At 50.0% G+C, this 17,203-nt stretch carries 15 protein-coding genes; all 15 read left to right on the plus strand.

Translation table 11 applies throughout. The annotated features are described in order from the left end of the window. Positions 1-18: 18 nt before the first annotated feature. The 15 genes from AEQ67_RS19045 to gabD all read left to right on the plus strand — a co-directional run bounded on the left by AEQ67_RS19045 (position 19) and on the right by gabD (position 17,192). Positions 19-1,446, plus strand: coding sequence for an aldehyde dehydrogenase family protein (locus AEQ67_RS19045; RefSeq protein ID WP_059405364.1), 1,428 nt, complete (start codon positions 19-21; stop codon positions 1,444-1,446). A 227-nt stretch (positions 1,447-1,673) separates the two neighbouring features. Beyond that, positions 1,674-2,402, plus strand: a complete 729-nt coding sequence (locus AEQ67_RS19050) for a TorF family putative porin (protein WP_059405365.1) — start codon at positions 1,674-1,676, stop codon at positions 2,400-2,402. Positions 2,403-2,502: 100 nt separating this feature from the next. Next, positions 2,503-3,933 (plus strand): amidase, encoded by a 1,431-nt coding sequence (locus tag AEQ67_RS19055; RefSeq protein ID WP_059405366.1) that lies wholly within the window; start codon positions 2,503-2,505, stop codon positions 3,931-3,933. Positions 3,934-3,982: 49 nt separating this feature from the next. Further along, entirely contained in the window at positions 3,983-4,351 is a 369-nt protein-coding gene (locus AEQ67_RS19060; RefSeq protein ID WP_059405367.1) for a cupin domain-containing protein, read from the plus strand. 274 nt (positions 4,352-4,625) lie between these two features. Next, positions 4,626-5,966, plus strand: coding sequence for an NAD(P)/FAD-dependent oxidoreductase (locus tag AEQ67_RS34045; RefSeq protein ID WP_236710377.1), 1,341 nt, complete (start codon positions 4,626-4,628; stop codon positions 5,964-5,966). Between the two features lie 137 nt (positions 5,967-6,103). Then, entirely contained in the window at positions 6,104-7,135 is a 1,032-nt protein-coding gene (locus tag AEQ67_RS19065) for an ABC transporter substrate-binding protein (RefSeq protein WP_059405368.1), read from the plus strand. 99 nt (positions 7,136-7,234) lie between these two features. Then, positions 7,235-8,323, plus strand: a complete 1,089-nt coding sequence (locus tag AEQ67_RS19070; protein ID WP_059405369.1) for an ABC transporter ATP-binding protein — start codon at positions 7,235-7,237, stop codon at positions 8,321-8,323. Next, a complete protein-coding gene (locus AEQ67_RS19075) occupies positions 8,320-9,198 on the plus strand; it encodes an ABC transporter permease (protein ID WP_059405370.1) in 879 nt (292 codons plus the stop codon). Before AEQ67_RS19070 ends, AEQ67_RS19075 begins: the two co-directional genes overlap by 4 nt. 4 nt (positions 9,199-9,202) lie before the next feature. Beyond that, positions 9,203-10,021 (plus strand): ABC transporter permease, encoded by an 819-nt coding sequence (locus AEQ67_RS19080; protein ID WP_059405371.1) that lies wholly within the window; start codon positions 9,203-9,205, stop codon positions 10,019-10,021. Then, positions 10,018-11,502, plus strand: a complete 1,485-nt coding sequence (locus tag AEQ67_RS34050) for a 2Fe-2S iron-sulfur cluster-binding protein (protein WP_082377907.1) — start codon at positions 10,018-10,020, stop codon at positions 11,500-11,502. Before AEQ67_RS19080 ends, AEQ67_RS34050 begins: the two co-directional genes overlap by 4 nt. Further along, a complete protein-coding gene (locus AEQ67_RS19090; protein WP_059405373.1) occupies positions 11,499-12,668 on the plus strand; it encodes an NAD(P)/FAD-dependent oxidoreductase in 1,170 nt (389 codons plus the stop codon). Before AEQ67_RS34050 ends, AEQ67_RS19090 begins: the two co-directional genes overlap by 4 nt. A gap of 92 nt (positions 12,669-12,760) precedes the next feature. Beyond that, positions 12,761-13,552 carry an IclR family transcriptional regulator gene (locus tag AEQ67_RS19095; RefSeq protein ID WP_059405374.1) on the plus strand — a complete coding sequence of 264 codons (792 nt, stop codon included), beginning with the start codon at positions 12,761-12,763 and terminating at the stop codon, positions 13,550-13,552. Positions 13,553-13,694: 142 nt separating this feature from the next. Beyond that, positions 13,695-14,054 (plus strand): RidA family protein, encoded by a 360-nt coding sequence (locus AEQ67_RS19100; protein ID WP_059405375.1) that lies wholly within the window; start codon positions 13,695-13,697, stop codon positions 14,052-14,054. Positions 14,055-14,116: 62 nt separating this feature from the next. After that, positions 14,117-15,613, plus strand: coding sequence for a CoA-acylating methylmalonate-semialdehyde dehydrogenase (locus AEQ67_RS19105; RefSeq protein ID WP_059405376.1), 1,497 nt, complete (start codon positions 14,117-14,119; stop codon positions 15,611-15,613). A gap of 133 nt (positions 15,614-15,746) precedes the next feature. Beyond that, the gene (gene gabD, locus AEQ67_RS19110) at positions 15,747-17,192 is read left to right on the plus strand and encodes an NADP-dependent succinate-semialdehyde dehydrogenase (RefSeq protein WP_059405377.1); all 1,446 of its coding nucleotides are present in this window, start codon (positions 15,747-15,749) and stop codon (positions 17,190-17,192) included. Positions 17,193-17,203 lie beyond the last annotated feature (11 nt).

Raw genomic sequence — 17,203 nt, forward strand, 5'->3', positions numbered from 1 at the left:
AAAAGTTTGGAGGAAGTAATGTCTAACAATTTGAAATTTTACATTGATGGTGCGTGGGTCGATCCGATTCAAGCGCAACCACTTGATGTGATCAATCCTGCAACAGAAGAAGCCTATACGCAGATTTCACTTGGCCAGGCTGCGGATGTTGAAAAAGCAATTAGTGCGGCTAAGCGAGCTTTCGTCACTTATTCCAGAACCTCAAAAGCCGACCGGCTTCAATTGCTCAAGCGAGTGTTGGAGGAGTACAACGCCCGTTATGACGACATTGCGCAAGCAATCACTCAGGAAATGGGGGCTCCATTGAGCTTCTCTCAAGGGGCGCAAGCGTATACCGGCCGTGCACACCTCGAATCTGCTATCGAAGCATTGGAAAATTTCATCGCGGATGAATATCGCGGCTCGACGATGGTTACTCATGAGCCAATCGGTGTGTGTGCATTGATCACGCCTTGGAACTGGCCGATGAATCAAGTTGTCACCAAGGTGGCACCAGCTTTGGCAGCTGGTTGTACGGTAGTGCTCAAACCAAGTGAGATCGCCCCGATCAGCAGTGTAATTTTTGCTGAAGTAATACATGCAGCAGGCGTTCCAGCTGGCGTTTTCAATATGGTTAATGGCAGCGGGCCGGACGTAGGGCAAGTCATGGCGGCTCACTCTGATGTGGACATGGTTTCATTCACCGGTTCCACACGCGCTGGTATTATTGTGGCAAAAGTGGCTGCCGATACCGTCAAGCGAGTTGCGCAAGAGTTGGGCGGCAAATCAGCAAATATCATTCTGGAAGACGCGGACTTTCCTACGGCAGTGAGTAAGGGGGTCGCTGCTTGCTTTGCAAACTCAGGTCAGTCCTGTGACGCACCTACGCGAATGCTAGTTCCAGCGGCGCGCATGGAAGAAGCTTTGGCAATTGCTCGGGAAGCAGCCCGTGAAGTCATCATGGGCGATCCGTTAAACGCTACGACGACTCATGGACCAGTCATTAGCAAAACTCAGTTTGATAAAATTCAGTCGCTGATTGGCTCAGGAATCGAAGAAGGCGCAACGCTTGTGGCCGGTGGTCTCGACCGTCCTGATGATTTGCCGCGAGGTTATTATGTGCAGCCGACTATCTTCGGCAATGTTACCCCGACTATGACGATTGCGCGTGAAGAGATCTTCGGTCCGGTACTTTCAATCATTGGTTATGAGTCGGAAACGCAAGCGGTAGAAATTGCTAACGCCAGCGTTTATGGGTTAGCAGCCTATGTGCAATCTAGCGACCAGGCGCATGCACGAGCCGTTGCATTGAAGTTGCGTGCAGGCTCTGTCTACATCAATTATCCAGATTGGGATACCCGGGCACCATTCGGTGGTTATAAACAATCCGGAAATGGTCGCGAATACGCTGATTTCGGGCTGCGTGATTTTCTGGAAATCAAAGGTGTTGTCGGCTGGGGAAGTTAAGCGTAAAAAATCTTTTCAGTTCGGTGAAGCGCTCGGTCGGTGATTTACCTAGAACTAAGCGACCTTTGTACATTATCAAACAGCTCAAGGGTGTGATGGTCCTGTTCTGGAGGATAATGAGGTCGCTGCTTTATTAGTCTAATTACAAAAAAATGTATTTGCTGTCGCCATTTTTAATGGTGAAGCTTTGTCATACCTAATTTGCACTAAAGAAAAATGAGAGCAAGATGAAAAATTCTATAAAAATAAGTCTTCTTGGTTTGTTGGCGCCTTGGACGGTGACGAACGCGGTAGAGATAAATAAGGACTTTAGCGTCGCACTCGATGCAGGGGTCTACAGTCAATATTGGTCGCGCGGTATGTCTCAAAGCCAAGGTAATCCTGCGGTTCAGGGGTCTGCGACTTTGGTGCACTCTAGTGGTTTGTATGCAGGCGTTTGGAGTTCAAGTGTCGACTTCGGGTACGACAACAGAACTCGACAAGAAATCGATTGGTACGCCGGTTATGTTTGGACAATCACGGACGCCATTAATCTGGATATGGCGTATTTGAAGTATGAATATCCGAATGAGAATTCTTTTAACTATAGTGAGTACTACGCAAAACTATCGGCGCATGGGTTTAATGTTGGTGGTTACTATTCAGGTGATTTGGGGGGCAATCAAAGTATGCTTTACAGCTTTGTTGGCTATGACACCACTTTACCTGGTCGAGTAGGATTGGCGCTTCGGTACGGACTTGTCGATTACAAAGATCCAGTATTTATTGCTGGCGATGGAAATACGCGTGATCATTACAATGAGTGGCAAATTACATTGAATAAAGAGGTTTTTGGCTTGAATTGGTCGGTTGCCTATGTTGATTCCAATTTGTCATCTTCTGAATGCTATAACTATACTGGCTTCGACGATAATTGCTCAGCATCATTTGTTGTTGGTGTGGATAAGAAGTTTTAAATTACTTCGTGTGCAGTAGCTCCCGTATTGTCAATATACCTGGCGTGAAGGGGCCATACTAATACTGCAAGTCTCTGGCTTGCTGGGTGAGGATAGTAAGATGAGTGATCTTCATTATATTTCTGCAACAGATGCATTGGCCGCGTTTAAGGCGCGTACGCTATCTCCAGTGGAATTAATGGATGCAGTTATTGCTCGGGCAGCAGAGGTTGAGCCCACTATTAATGCATTCTACGAGACTCATTACGAGGAGGCTCGCGAGTCCGCTAAGGCTGCTGAGGTGCGATACGCCAAAAACAGCAATGAGTTGCCGCTACCGCTTGATGGGTTGCCTACGGCGGTAAAAGGCGAGGAGCCGGTATCAAACCAAGGCTGGACGCTTGGTTCCCTATACATGAAGGATGAAGTCGCGCAGTTTACTGCTCCCTGGATCGAGCGGCTCCAGGGCGCAGGGGCCATCGTGCACGCACGCACAACGCTGCCTGAGTTCGCCATGTCCTACTTCTGTCATTCTAAAATTGACGGTGTTACTCGTAACCCATGGAATACGGATTACACACCTGGAGGTTCATCCGGAGGTGCTGGTGCGTCGTTGGCTGCGGGCACGACTACCTTGGCTACAGGCAGCGATGTGGCAGGTTCAATCCGAGTTCCCGCCTCTTTCTGTGGATTGGTAGGTTTTAAACCGCCTTATGGTCGAGTCCCAATGTGGGCTCCATTTAACCTTGATGTTTACTGCCATGTCGGACCTATGACTCGGACTGTTGCGGACGCCGTTTTGATGCAGAACATCGCAGCGGGCCCGCATGTCGCAGACGCCGTAAGTCTGCGTCCAAAGTATGTGCTGCCGGAACACCTTGAGGATGTTCGGGGGCTGCGCTTGGCCGTTTCAATCGATTTTGGTGGTTCTTGGCCAGTTGATGAAGAGATCCGTAAAAACACGCTCGCCGCCGCTGCCGCTCTTCGATCGGCGGGTGCCATCGTCGAAGAAGTGGATCTGGTGATTGAACGAGAGGATGTCAAGCGTGCGTCAGCGATTCATTTTGCCCCATTCATGTCTTGGGTTCAGGAGCATTCAGCTGGTCGTGAGTCCGACGCAAGTGAGTATCTTCTGCATGCAGCGCAAGTGCTGATTGGGCGGGCAAAAGGAGCCACCGCACTGGAGGGTACAGAGCTGGAAGCGAAGATTTCGGGGACTATCAATCAGGTGCTTGAGCGATACGACGCGTTGCTTTGTCCAACACTCGGCTCCCGAGGTTTTATCGCTGGGGACGACTATATCGATCATGGTGTTGAGGTTAATGGTGAGGTGGTGGATTTCTACTGGGATTCATCGTTGACCATTCCATTTAACATTATGTCACGTTGTCCGGTCTTGAACGTGCCTACTGGATTAGCACGCAATGGTGTACCGACTGGAATGCAAATTGTTGGTCGAACCTATGATGACGTTACTACGTTTCGTATCGGTGCAGCGCTTGAGCGAATTAACCCATGGTTTGACGTTGCTGCTCGACGCCCAAAGATCTGATTGAAGCATTCAATTGTATGAGTCAGCCTCAACATCTGCAGGAGTAATCATGAGTAAATCCGTCAGTGACATTACCGTTATTGGAATTGGTGCCGGTAGTAGGCACGCTCCCGAATACCCGGAAGGTGGTGCAAGTAAAGGTTGGACAGAGATCGAGTACCGAAACTTTGGTGATGAGGCTGAAGGTCGTTTTTACGGAGGTGTTTGGTTTGGGAAGCCAGGTTGGGTGGCGCTCGACGATTTCCCTTTTGATGAGTTTTGCTATGTCCGTAAAGGGGTAGTTCGTTTCACGGACTCATGTGGGGAATCGCGAGATTTTGCTACCGACGATGCATTCTTTCTGCCGCGCGGTTTCACCGGACGCTGGGAAGTCATCGAAGCAACAGAGCTCGCATACGTAGCTTTAGGTCCTTTCTAACGCTGACATCATCCAGTGTCACACGACAGCCTGCATCTCGCGGTCTGTCGTGATTTGCCTTGGCACATCTTCGTTTATTACTGCGTGCCTGGCTCATCCGCATACGTCTCGTGTCTCCCTCCTTTGGCGGTCGGCTCCACGCACGCGACCGCTCAGCGGAAGCAGCAAAAATAAATAAAAAGCGCAAGATAACACTTGTTATCTCCATGGAATCGCATAGACTTTATTCATAGCCGCTAAAAAAATATCGCATAGCGATACGGAGAACAATAAAGTGTACGATCCGTTTGTTCACGCTAGCCCAGGCATGGGTGAACCCCATACCCCGTCATACTGGGTTGATACCGCAGGGCTGCCGCCCGAAGATGATAGTGCTGTGTCCGGAAACCTTTCTGCCGACGTGGTCATTATCGGTGGAGGCTATACGGGCTTGAGCAGTGCCTTGCATTTGGCTCTAGAACACGGGGTTAAGGCGGTGGTTCTTGAAGCGAATCAGAGCGCATGGGGTTGCAGCGGTCGTAATGGAAGCTTTTCTCGTATCAGCGGTGGACGAGTTCCTCTTTCAAAGTTAATAGAGCTGCATGGTGAAGATGTTGCCAGACAATATTTTCAAGAGATGAAAAATGGACTGGACACCGTTCGCGGATTAATTCGTGATGGTGCGATTGCTTGCGATGTTCAGCCTGATGGTGTGTATAAGGTTGCTAGTAAGCCTGAGCACGTACACGCGCTTAAGCGAGAGATTGCACTTTATAATGATGTGATTGGCTATCCTGCTAAATACGTAGCAGAAAATGATGTCAGGCGCGTGCATTCTGGTGCAGAAGCGTTTGGTGCAATGCACATGCCCGATGGATTTGCCATGCATCCATTGAAACTGGCTTGGGCTCTGCACCGAATGGCACGTTCGTCGGGCGCGGTTATTCACACAAGTTCCCCGGTCATTGATTGGACCAGTAGTTCAGCTGGGCATAAGCTGGTCACGCCTCGGGGTGTCGTGACCGCCCGTAAAGTGATTGTTGCAACCAATGGCTATACTTCTCGTGAGTTGCATCCGAAAACAGCTGGTCGAGTATTACCCATTCATTCGCAAATTATTGTTACTCGGCCTATGAGCGCGCAGGAGAAACAGGATAGCTTGCCGGGAACTGACTGTATGTTCGATACCCGTAATCTTCTTTTTTATTATCGCCGATTGCCGGATGATCGTATTTTGTTTGGTGGACGTAGTGCCATCCATGGTCGTGATGCGGAAAATCCGAAGCACCGAGAATCGTTGCACGCCGCATTGTGTCGTAAATTTCCGGCGCTGAATGGTATTCAGGTTGATTACAACTGGGGCGGTTGGGTCGCAGTCGGAAAGAGCTCATTGCCTTTTATTTATAAAGTTCCAGATGTGAAGAATGTTTTCTCTGCAGGAGGCTATGCAGGTAGCGGAGTTTCTTTCTCGATCCAGGCCGGAAAACGTCTTGCTCAAATGGTTTGTGGTGGGGGAAACCCAACTGCGGTAGATTTTTTGCACCAGGTTCCTCAACGCTTTCCATTTCAGCACTTTCTCAGGGTTGGACAGCGAGTGGCTTACTCGTGGTACCGATACAAAGATGCGAGACAATAGTTCTATTGATAGTGTTCTGGTGCAAGGATCTAATAATAAATGTTTGGAATTGCTATAGACATATAGTAGTTCGTCGCGCGTTAAATGTTTCTTAGTTTCGAGTCAACTGTCTAACTACAAAAACACAGGAGTTGAAAATGAAACCGATTATCAAAAATGTAGCGATGCTCACTGCGAGTTTTTCGATGTTGGGCGGCATGCACGTCCAGGCCGCTGAAAGCATCACTTTTGCTGGCTGGGGCGGTGCTTTACAAGATGCTGAGCGAGAGGCTTATTTGAAACCTGCCGCCAAGGCTCTCGGCATCACCATAAAAGAAGACAATATGGATGGTCTTGCCGCCGTAAGGGCTCAGGTCATGTCCGGAAAACCCAAATGGGACGTGGTTGAGCTTGGGTCAAACGAATGTGTAATGGCCGAGCGGGAAGGCCTTACTGAACCATTGGACTATCAAATCATCAGCCGCGACGGAGTCGCCGATAATTTGCGTGGCAAAAACTGGATTGCTAGCAATGCGTACTCTACGGTTCTCGCATGGTATACAGACTCAACCACCAAGACACCGAAAAACTGGAAGGAGTTTTTTGATCCCACAATCAAAGCGCAACGTGCCTTGTATCGCCAGCCCTTTACCACACTGGAGCTTGCCTTGATGGCAGATGGAGTAGGTCCCAAGGATCTCTACCCACTTGATGTCGAGCGTGCCTTCAAAGTGATGGAGCGGATTAAGCCCCAGGTTGCCAATTGGTGGCGTAGTGGTAGTGATTCTGCGCAGCTACTACGCAGTCGTGAGGTCGATGCTTTGTCGATCTGGGCATCACGAATTGATGAGCTAAAAAAATCTGGAGCCCCAGTCGATTACACCTATGACCAGGCATTGCTTGATTTTGACTGTGTTGTGGTCCCGAAAGGAGCTCCAAACAAAGCACTGGCCATGAAATTGATTGCGCAAATCATGTCCCCTGAGAGTCAAGCGAAGCTGGTGACGTTCATACCGAACCCACCGATCAATAGCAAAGCGTACGATACCGGAATCATCTCTCCCGAAATGGCCGCGACCTTGCCTACGTCGCCTGCCAATGTCGGAAAAGTCGCTTTTTTTGACCCCATCTGGTGGCAAGCCAATCAAGCTGAATTGCAACGTCGTTTTGATTTGTTCATCCAGAATTAAAGCGGCATCAATTTGATTTGAATGAGACGGCCTAGCCGTCTCCTGGTTAATGATGATGGCAGGAACAGAGCTCGACGGCTCTGTGCTGCAGGTACTTTTATGTCTAATTCCAGATGTTCGTCGATGTCTATAGATATCGAAAATCTCAACAAATCCTACGGTAGTTTTGCTGCGTTGGATAATGTTAGTTTAGAAATAAAAAGCGGTGAGTTCCTTTCGTTATTAGGTGCCTCCGGATCCGGAAAAACTACCCTACTTATGGCGCTGGCTGGATTCGTACGACCTGACTCAGGGAGTATTCGTTTTGGTGGACGCGAAGTAGTGTTTCAACCGCCGCACAAGCGTGATGTCGGAATGATGTTCCAGAACTACGCGCTATTTCCGCATTTTAATGTGTACCAGAATGTCGCCTACCCGCTGAAGTTGCGCGGTTTTAGCCGCGAGCAAATACGTAAGCGTGTCGAAGAAGTGTTGGCATTGGTAGAGCTCGATCACTTAATTGAGCGCCGGATTGACGAAATGTCGGGAGGGCAGCGTCAGCGTATCGCGCTGGCACGTGCCATCGTATTTGAACCGAAAATTCTACTGATGGACGAACCGCTTTCCGCTTTGGATAAGCGTCTACGTGAAACCATGCAACTCGAACTGCGCCGTTTGCATGAGCGATTGGGCATGACCGTCGTGTACGTGACCCATGATCAGCGCGAAGCGCTGACTATGTCTGATCGAATTGCCGTAATGAGTAAGGGGAAAATTCAGCAAATCGATAGCCCTGTGAATCTGTACGAGCGCCCGGCCAGTCGATTTATCGCTGAATTTGTCGGTGAATCTTCATGTCTGCCAGTGACTTTGCGTGATGGTCATGCCTGGTTTCAGGATGCTCCACTGCGAAGTGCTGTGGCGGTGAACGGGAACGGCAGCAACACTGCCTGTCTTGTGGTACGTCCGGAGAAACTGCAGTTCGTGTCCGGTCACTCAGAAGGATTCAACCTTTTGCACGGTCGCGTCGTAGACGTGATTTTCCAAGGCGAAACGCAACTGGTACAGGTCGACTTAGGCGAAGGTGCCCAAGTTTCAATTCGACTGCCATCTCGTCGATCTGAATCTGCTCACCTACCTGTTAAGGGCGAGGTAGTCGTTCTCGGCCTTCATCCGCAAGACACGCTGGTGCTCGGGGAGGCCCGATGAGCGCGATAATCACTATGTCGAATGCCGTCGAGCTACGCAAAGCAGAGCGCCGGCATGGTTGGTTTCTGTTTGGTGCCTGCACTCCGGCGTTGTTTCTTGTACTTGTGACTTTTGTGCTGCCAATAGGTTGGTTGTTTTGGCTTTCGTTATTCAATGCTAATGATCAGCTTACGGTTGAGAACTACACTCGGTTGCTAGAGCCAATCTATGTCTTGACTTTTTTTCAGACGTTTAAGATTAGCATAATCGTCACTGGATGCTGCGTATTGATTGGTTATCCGTACGCCTACTTCATTTCACAAGTGGAAGGGAAACTCGCAAATTTGGCGATGGCCTTATTGATGGTTTCTCTTTGGACATCCTTGCTTGTACGTTCTTATGCGTGGTTGGTGATTCTTCAGCGACGCGGGATCGTGAATGACTTGTTAATAGCTCTGGGGGTCATTGATTCGCCGTTAGCGTTGGCTAACAACATGACAGGTACCGTGATCGGGATGGTTCACATCATGCTGCCTTATATGATCCTGCCTTTGTACGCATCCATGAAGAGTATCAGTCCGCTGTTCTCCCAGGCAGCAGCTTCATTTGGCGCATCGCCAGCGCGTGCATTCCGTGACGTATTTCTACCATTGTCGCTACCGGGACTTGCAGCTGGTGCCACTCTCGTATTTGTCATTAGTTTGGGATTTTACGTGACGCCTGCACTCTTAGGCGGTGGCAAAGTGCAAATGATTTCTATGCGTATTGAAAGCGATGTAGCGATGTATTCGAACTGGGGGGCTGCGTCTTCGTTAGGTGTGGTGTTGCTGGTTACAACCCTACTTATTCTTTTCATTGCTAAGAAAGTCGCTGATTTGCGCCGGCGTAGTGAGTGATTTCATGAAGACTAATTTAGCTATAATATTCATCAGCTTGGCAAGCCGATCCTGGTTGTATTTGTTGGTGCTGTTGACCATGGTGTTTCTCATCGCCCCAACTTTGGTGGTAATGCCAATGGCGTTATCCGATGCGCGCTATCTAACATTTCCTCCGAAATCAATCAGCTTGGAGCCACTGTTTAGTTACGTTCATTCGGTGGAGTGGCAGAGCGCCACAAAGGTATCGCTTATTACCGCCACGCTTACAATGGTGTTGGCCACGTCAATGGGAACTGCGGCCGCCTATTCGTTGCACACAAGCTCAAAGCGCCTTAGCGGTCTCATTCGTGGGCTATTGATGGCACCAATGATCGTACCCACCATCTTTACCGCCATCGGACTGTTTTTCGTCTACGCCCGATACGACTTGAATAACACTATCCCGGGGTTGGTTTTTGCTCATACATTGATTGCATTGCCGTATGTGCTGATCAACGTAAGTGCCGGTTTGCGAACTTATGACGTCACTCAGGAACAGGCAGCCTGCGTACTTGGGGCCAGTCGGCTGCGCGCGTTTTTTGAGATCACATTGCCGCAAATTCGCTTTTCCGTGATTGCAGCGGCGATGTTTGCCTTCGCTGTTTCACTGGACGAAGCGGTCATTTCATTGTTCATCAGTGGTGGCGATAGTGCCACCTTAACTAAGCGCATGTTTAGTTCACTGCGTTCGGAAATTGACCCTTTGATTGCAGTGGTTGCCACTTTGATGACGGTGCTGTCGATCATCATGTTGGTTATCAGTTTTACCGCGCAGCGGAGCTCTAAACGAGGAAAGGTATGAACAACAACAATGGCCGACGCTTGCCTCACGCCAATCGGCAGACGGTGAAGTTTTACTGGAACGGCCGTCTGGTGGAAGGACGGGCGGGAGATAGTGTCGCGGTCGCCCTGTTGGCAAGTGGCGTTAAAACCTTAGCGTGGACGCGAAAATCACATCGTCCGATGGGCTATTCGGGAAGCTATGTGACCGGTGTGCTGGCTCGGGTGAATGATGTGCCAAACGTGCGTCTGGATCTCTTGCCTGTGAGAGAGAATCTAAGAATCGAAATGCAGAATTGTTGGCCAAGCCCGCAGTTTGATTTGTTGAAGCTGACACGCCTGCTTCCCTCCAATTGGGTCGAAGGCGGATTTGAACACACCAACATGGTGCCTAGTGGTACGAGGCTTTATCAGCGCTGGGAAGCATTGTTGGCATTTTTGGCGGGAGTGGCCAAGCCAGCGGTTTCGCGCACCGAGACTTTGGTACCACAAGGGCGACGATTCGTTGTAGACACGCTGATTGTTGGTGGCGGGCCTGTGGGTTGCGCAGCCGCAAACGAAGCTGTGGCCGCTGGTAAAACGGCACTCATTGTCAGTCGCGGAGAGCGCTTAGGGCGTTACGCGAGAGCACGTGGAAAAGCTCTGCCGTCCTTGGACAAACGCGTAGAAACATTGGTTGGAATTGAGGTTTTCGGCGCCTATCGTTCCGGAGGCATTCTTTTAGGTGCACCAAACGATCCTACCAAAGGTGCCGTAGTCCTAGAAGCCAAAGAGGTATTGTTGGCAACGGGTCAGCGGTCTTGCCCACCAGTTGTACCAGGAATGTGGCTACCCGGCACCATGGATGCGCGAGCAGCGTTGTTGATGGCAAAAGATCAAGCGGTTGCCCCAGGACTACGGGTGGTCGTTACCGGATCCGGAGAGCAAACATCGGTTGCCCAGATGCTCCGTCAGTTGGGTGTTAATGTCGTAGCCGTAGAACCTGTCGAAAGCCTGCGTCGCGTATTGGGCCATAACAGCGTAAGTGGTGCACTTTTTGATCGTCGCATTGATTGTGATTCGATCGTATATGCGGGACCTTGGGTCAGCGACGGTAGCCTTGCGTTCCAGAGTGGCGCTGAAGGACTGTTGCAACTTCGTGATCAAGGAACGAGTCGGTTTCGATACATAGGTAGTGCAGCTGACGCGGACCAACTTTTACCGATAGCTCCTCTGTCACGTCATGCGGCCCTATTGTGCCCTTGTTTCGATGTTTCGACGCATGAAGTCGATGCACTACTGAAACAAGGTATTACTGATCTTGAAGTAATCAAGCGATTGACATCCTGCGGGATGGGGCCATGTCAGGGTCAACCTTGCTGGGATCTTCTGCGGGCTTTTGTCAGCGCCCGAACCGGCCTGCCGCTTTCCCAACTGGCTAAACCAAGTCAGCGCCCACCGAGGCGTGCAATCAGTGTTTCCCAGGCTGTGGGCCTGGAAGAAGTAGTGGAGCCTTTGCAATGATACAGTCCAAACCCCTTCCGAAAGATGCAGAGGTTGTCATCGTAGGTGGAGGCATTCAGGGGCTTTCAATCGCGTTTAATCTCGCTGATATGGGCATGCGTAACATCCTGGTCTTAGACGCTGGCTATTGGCAAGGTGGGGCTTCTGGGCGCAATGGAACCCTGGTACGTGGAGCGTTCAGTTCTCCGGAGTGGACACGTTTTTTTGCGCATTCGAGCAAGCTCTGGATAGGACTATCTAAGCGATTGGGCCAGAACGTGATGTATTCGCAGCGTGGCTACACCCAGATCGCGGAACAGAACTCTACCGCTCAAATGCTTCAACGCACAATGGAGGTTCATAAGGACTGCGGGATCAACTCCAGCATCTTGACGGATGCGGAACTTCGCCGTGTGCTTCCAGCTCTGGCTCATGAACGGGTCAGTGCCGCGTTACATTTACCGGACAGCGGTTGCGCCCCACATCACGCGGCGATGTATGCCTACCATAAAGCTTGCGAAGAGCGGGGAGTGGATATTCGCTACCGTTCCGAAGTCACTTCAATCGACAACAGTGGTGGGAAAATTTCGGGGGTATGCGTCGGTGAGTCACGTGTGAACACCCAGATCGTGGTTCTTGCTGGTGGGGCGGAATCTAATTCTTTGGCGCAATTGGCGGGCGTGCCGTTGGATGGTTACCCCATGCGCCTTGAAGCCATGGCCTTGGAGCCGACGAGACCCCTTATCGGGCCTGCCGTGGCATTGTTGGATCGGCTTTGCTACATGCACCAAACTCCTCGGGGTGAAGTGGTTGGTGGTGCAGAGGTTGCTGAGCGGCCACAAAATACCCTCAATGCCGATGTACCTGTTATGGCCGCGACTGCAAAAGCTTATCTGGAAATGTTCCCGCAGTTGGGAGAAGCGCGAATTTTACGTCAGTGGGCAGGGCTGGTTCACATCTCGAAAGATTTTGGACCACTGATGGGTGCCCATCACCAAATGCCAGGCTTATTCATCAGTGCTGGTTGGTGTTACGGCTATGCAGGAGGCCCGGCCGCAGGCGAACTGATGGCCAAGCTCATTTTCAAAGGTGAGTTGGACGACCGTATTAAACCTTTTGCAGTTGATCGTTTCGAGCGAAATAAGCCCGTGGTCGAACCCGGAATTGTTTTACGGCATTTCGATTAGACTTTACTAGCTGAGATGAGTGGAAAGCTAAAGTTTAGTCATGAGTTCGTTGCTATCGCGCTCGGAAACGCAATCTTAAAGGAAACGCACAGATGACATCGCCTGAAGATTCGCCATTGTTCATTACCGCCTTGTCTAAAGGATTGGCCATTGTTTCCGTGTTTCGCGCGGGAAGCCAAAGTATGAGCTTAGGTGCAATTGTTGAGGCAACGGGTTTCAATAAGAGTACTATTCAGCGATCCGTTTTCACGTTAGAAGCCTTAGGGTATCTGTTCAAGGAGCCTGATACAAAACGGTTTAGGTTAACTCCTAAATCACTTGATCTCGGGGCTGGTTATTTACAGTCAAGCGATCTGATTGAGCGAGCAAATCCTTACCTCCACGAGCTGAATCGAAGTGTCGAAGAAAGCTGTAATTTATTAGAGCGTTCGGGCTTGGATATGATTTATGTGGCTCGATTCCCTAGTCACAAACAGATCCCGCTACACATCCAGTTGGGACAGCACCTACCCATTTTTTGCACGGCTGCTGGGAGAGCTTATTTATGTGCTCTGCCAGAGAGTGAGGGTGAGGCAATTCTGGTGGCTTCGAATCGTGTGTCGTATACAGCAGGAACGGTGATAGACATTGATCAAATTCGACAGCTTGTGGCGGAGGCTCGTCAGGATGGTTATGCGCATTCCAACGAAGAGTTCTATGCCGGTGATATTGGCGTTGCCGCACCCGTTGTCAATGTAAATGGTTATCCATTAGGTGCGGTAAATATTTCTGTGCCGTTTAGTCGCTGGACGTTTGAGCAAGCCCGTAGTGAATTAGCGCCGAAGGTTATGAACACCGCACGTGCCATTTCTAGAGCCGCAGGGAGCCTTCGTTCGATGGGATAATCGGACAGCGGCTTATCTAGCCGTAACTTAGTGTTAACGAATCGACTGCGTTTTATCGCGTCACTGGATGTACTCGCCTTGAAATTTGCTGGCCATTTCGGCTGGCTCAGCAAACATTAATAGAAACTCAGGAGTAAGAATTATGACTATCACCCGTATTCAACCTAACCCAGGTCGCCTTAGCCATGCACTGGTACACAATGGAATCGTTTACGTCACAGGGCAAGTCCCTGAAGATAGAACACAAGATGTAAACGGTCAGACCAAACAACTACTGGCCAGGATTGATGAGTTACTTGAAGCCGCTGGCTCAGATAAATCCAACATTTTGTTTGCCCAGATTTGGCTAAAACACGCAGTGAAAGACTTTTCTGAGATGAATGCTGCCTGGAGCGAATGGATTCCACATAACGCTTTGCCTGCAAGGGCAACTGTTGAATCCAATCTTGCAGCTGAAGACATCTTGGTTGAAATCGCATTGCAAGCAGCAGTTAAAGGCTAATCCGTCGCACCTTTTCTGGGAGTGAGCTCCCACTTTATCTATGGATACAAACGGAGATCCTCATGAAAACGATCCCTCACCTGATTCACGGAATGGCTGTCGAAGACAGTGATCGTAGTGCTGATGTGTTCAACCCGTCTACCGGTGAAGTCATTCGCAAGGTGGGGCTAGGCACCCGCGACACAGTACAGCGCGCTATTGAATCGGCAAAAAGCGCGTTTCCCACATGGCGTAACACACCGCCAGCGAAGCGCGCTCAGGTAATGTTCCGGTTCAAACAACTGTTAGAACAAAATGAAGCGAAGATCGCCGAACTGATTAGTCAGGAACATGGCAAAACGCTAGAGGATGCAGCCGGCGAACTGAAGCGTGGTATTGAGAACGTTGAGTTTGCTTGTGCTGCGCCTGAGATTTTGAAAGGTGAGTTCAGTCGCAACGCCGGACCAAACATTGACGCTTGGAGCGACTTTCAACCCTTGGGTATCGTTGCCGGCATCACGCCTTTCAATTTTCCTGCGATGGTTCCACTCTGGATGTATCCCCTTGCCATCGTTTGTGGCAACTGCTTCATACTCAAGCCATCAGAGCGTGACCCGAGTTCGACACTGTTGATCGCGGAGCTGTTGAATCAAGCCGGTCTTCCTAAGGGTGTTATGAACGTTGTGCATGGTGACAAGGTTGTCGTCGATGCGTTAATTGAAGCACCTGAAGTCAAAGCTTTGAGCTTCGTTGGTTCCACACCGATTGCAGAATACATCTACAGCGAAGGTGCTAAGCGCGGTAAGCGTATTCAAGCACTTGGTGGTGCGAAGAACCATGCCGTATTGATGCCTGATGCTGATTTGGATAATGCAGTGAACGCATTGATGGGCGCAGCTTTCGGGTCTTGTGGTGAGCGTTGCATGGCTATTTCTGTCGCGGTTTGTGTGGGCGGCCAAATTGCCGACGCGCTGGTTCGAAAACTAGCCCCTCAAATTAAAGCGTTGAAAATTGGAGCGGGGACAACGGCGGGACTTGAGATGGGCCCACTGGTGACCTCGGCCGCGCGTGAAAAAGTTGTGGGTTATGTGAATGATGGCGTGGTCGCTGGGGCGGAGTTGGTAGTAGATGGGCGCGGACTCCAAGTTTTCGGTAATGAAAACGGCTTCTTTTTGGGTGGCTGTCTATTCGATCGGGTAACGCCGGACATGCGAATTTACAAAGAAGAGATTTTTGGACCGGTACTTTGCATTGTTCGAGTTGGCAGCCTGGAAGAGGCGATGCAACTGATCAACGACCACGAATACGGAAATGGTACGTGCATCTTCACCCGCGATGGTGAGTCAGCTCGCCTGTTCTGTGACGAGATTGAGGTGGGAATGGTAGGGGTGAACGTGCCACTTCCGGTGCCAGTGAGTTATCACAGTTTTGGTGGCTGGAAACGCTCACTGTTTGGTGATTTGCACGCCTATGGTCCCGATGGTGTGCGTTTCTATACCAAACGCAAAGCCATCACTCAGCGTTGGCCGCAACGCGCGAGTCATGAGGCCGCGCAATTCGCTTTTCCAAGCAACGGCTAAAACCCAACGGAGCGTTTGAAGCTCACGCTGAAACGTGAATCACGCTTCAGCTCTTTTAGATGACGCAATATGGATCGAGCCCGGCTGATACCTAGGTTCGGTCCTTTGCTGGATTGAACTGCGAGATAGTCTCATGCCATTAAAAAATCAATCACTCTTCAGGCAGCAAGCTTTTGTAGACGGGCTGTGGATCGACGCTGACAACGGCAATGTTATTAGTGTTAACAATCCTGCCACTGGCGACATTATTGGTACCGTCCCAAAAATGGGCGCTGCCGAAACACGTCGAGCTATAGAAGCGGCAAATCGCGCTTTGCCAGCTTGGCGCGCCCTTACTGCGAAAGACAGAGCGGTCAAGCTACGGAAATGGTTTGAGCTTTTGATGGCCAATCAAGAGACGCTTGCTCGTTTAATGACGATGGAGCAAGGCAAACCTCTCGCCGAATCTAGAGGCGAAATTGCCTATGCTGCCTCCTTTATTGAATGGTTTGCCGAGGAAGGTAAACGCATTTATGGCGACACGATACCAGAGCACCAGTCTGACAAACGTTTATTGGTGATCAAGCAGGCGATCGGTGTGACTGCCGCTATTACACCGTGGAATTTTCCAGCCGCGATGATCACTCGTAAAGCGGGGCCAGCTCTTGCAGCTGGTTGTACCATGGTTATCAAACCTGCCTCACAAACCCCATTCTCAGCGCTGGCCATGGTCGCATTAGCGGAAGAGGCCGGTATCCCGCCAGGGGTACTCAGTGTTGTTACAGGAAGTGCAGGTGAAGTAGGTGGCGAACTGACCAGCAACCCACTGGTGCGTAAATTGTCTTTCACCGGCTCGACTGAGGTTGGACGAAAGCTAATGGCTGAATGCGCAAATGATATAAAACGGGTATCGTTGGAATTGGGTGGTAATGCACCATTTATCGTTTTTGAAGATGCAGATTTGGACACAGCGGTGGAAGGTGCTTTGGCATCAAAATACCGTAACGCGGGTCAAACCTGTGTATGTGCCAACCGGCTTTACATTCAAAGCACCGTTTATGAAGTGTTTGCCGCGAAACTAAAAATTGCGGTGGAAAAACTAAAAATCGGAAACGGTTTAGATGACGGCGTGACCACTGGGCCGCTGATTGATGAAAAGGCCGTAGCAAAAATCGAAGAGCATATTCACGATGCTTTATCGTTAGGCGCGACCATTATTTGCGGCGGTAATAGCTTGGGAGGTAATTTTTTCGAGCCGACCATTCTCGTTGATGTGCCATCCACTGCAAAAGTTGCCAAAGAAGAGACTTTCGGCCCTCTGGCACCTCTGTTCAGGTTCGAAACTGAGGAGGATGTGATTGCTCAAGCAAACGACACTGAATTCGGATTGGCCGCGTATTTCTACACTCGTGACATAGGACGAGTGTTTCGGGTAGGAGAATCTTTGGAATATGGAATTGTCGGTATCAATACCGGAATTATCTCGACTGAAGTAGCTCCTTTTGGTGGCATAAAAGCTTCGGGGATTGGGCGAGAAGGCTCCAAATATGGCATCGAAGACTACTTGGAAATTAAATATCTCTGTCTCGGGGGGATTTAGATCCAATTAAT

The sequence above is a fragment of the Pseudomonas sp. RIT-PI-q genome (assembly GCF_001297125.1).
In the GTDB taxonomy this organism is placed as follows: Bacteria; Pseudomonadota; Gammaproteobacteria; order Pseudomonadales; family Pseudomonadaceae; genus Aquipseudomonas.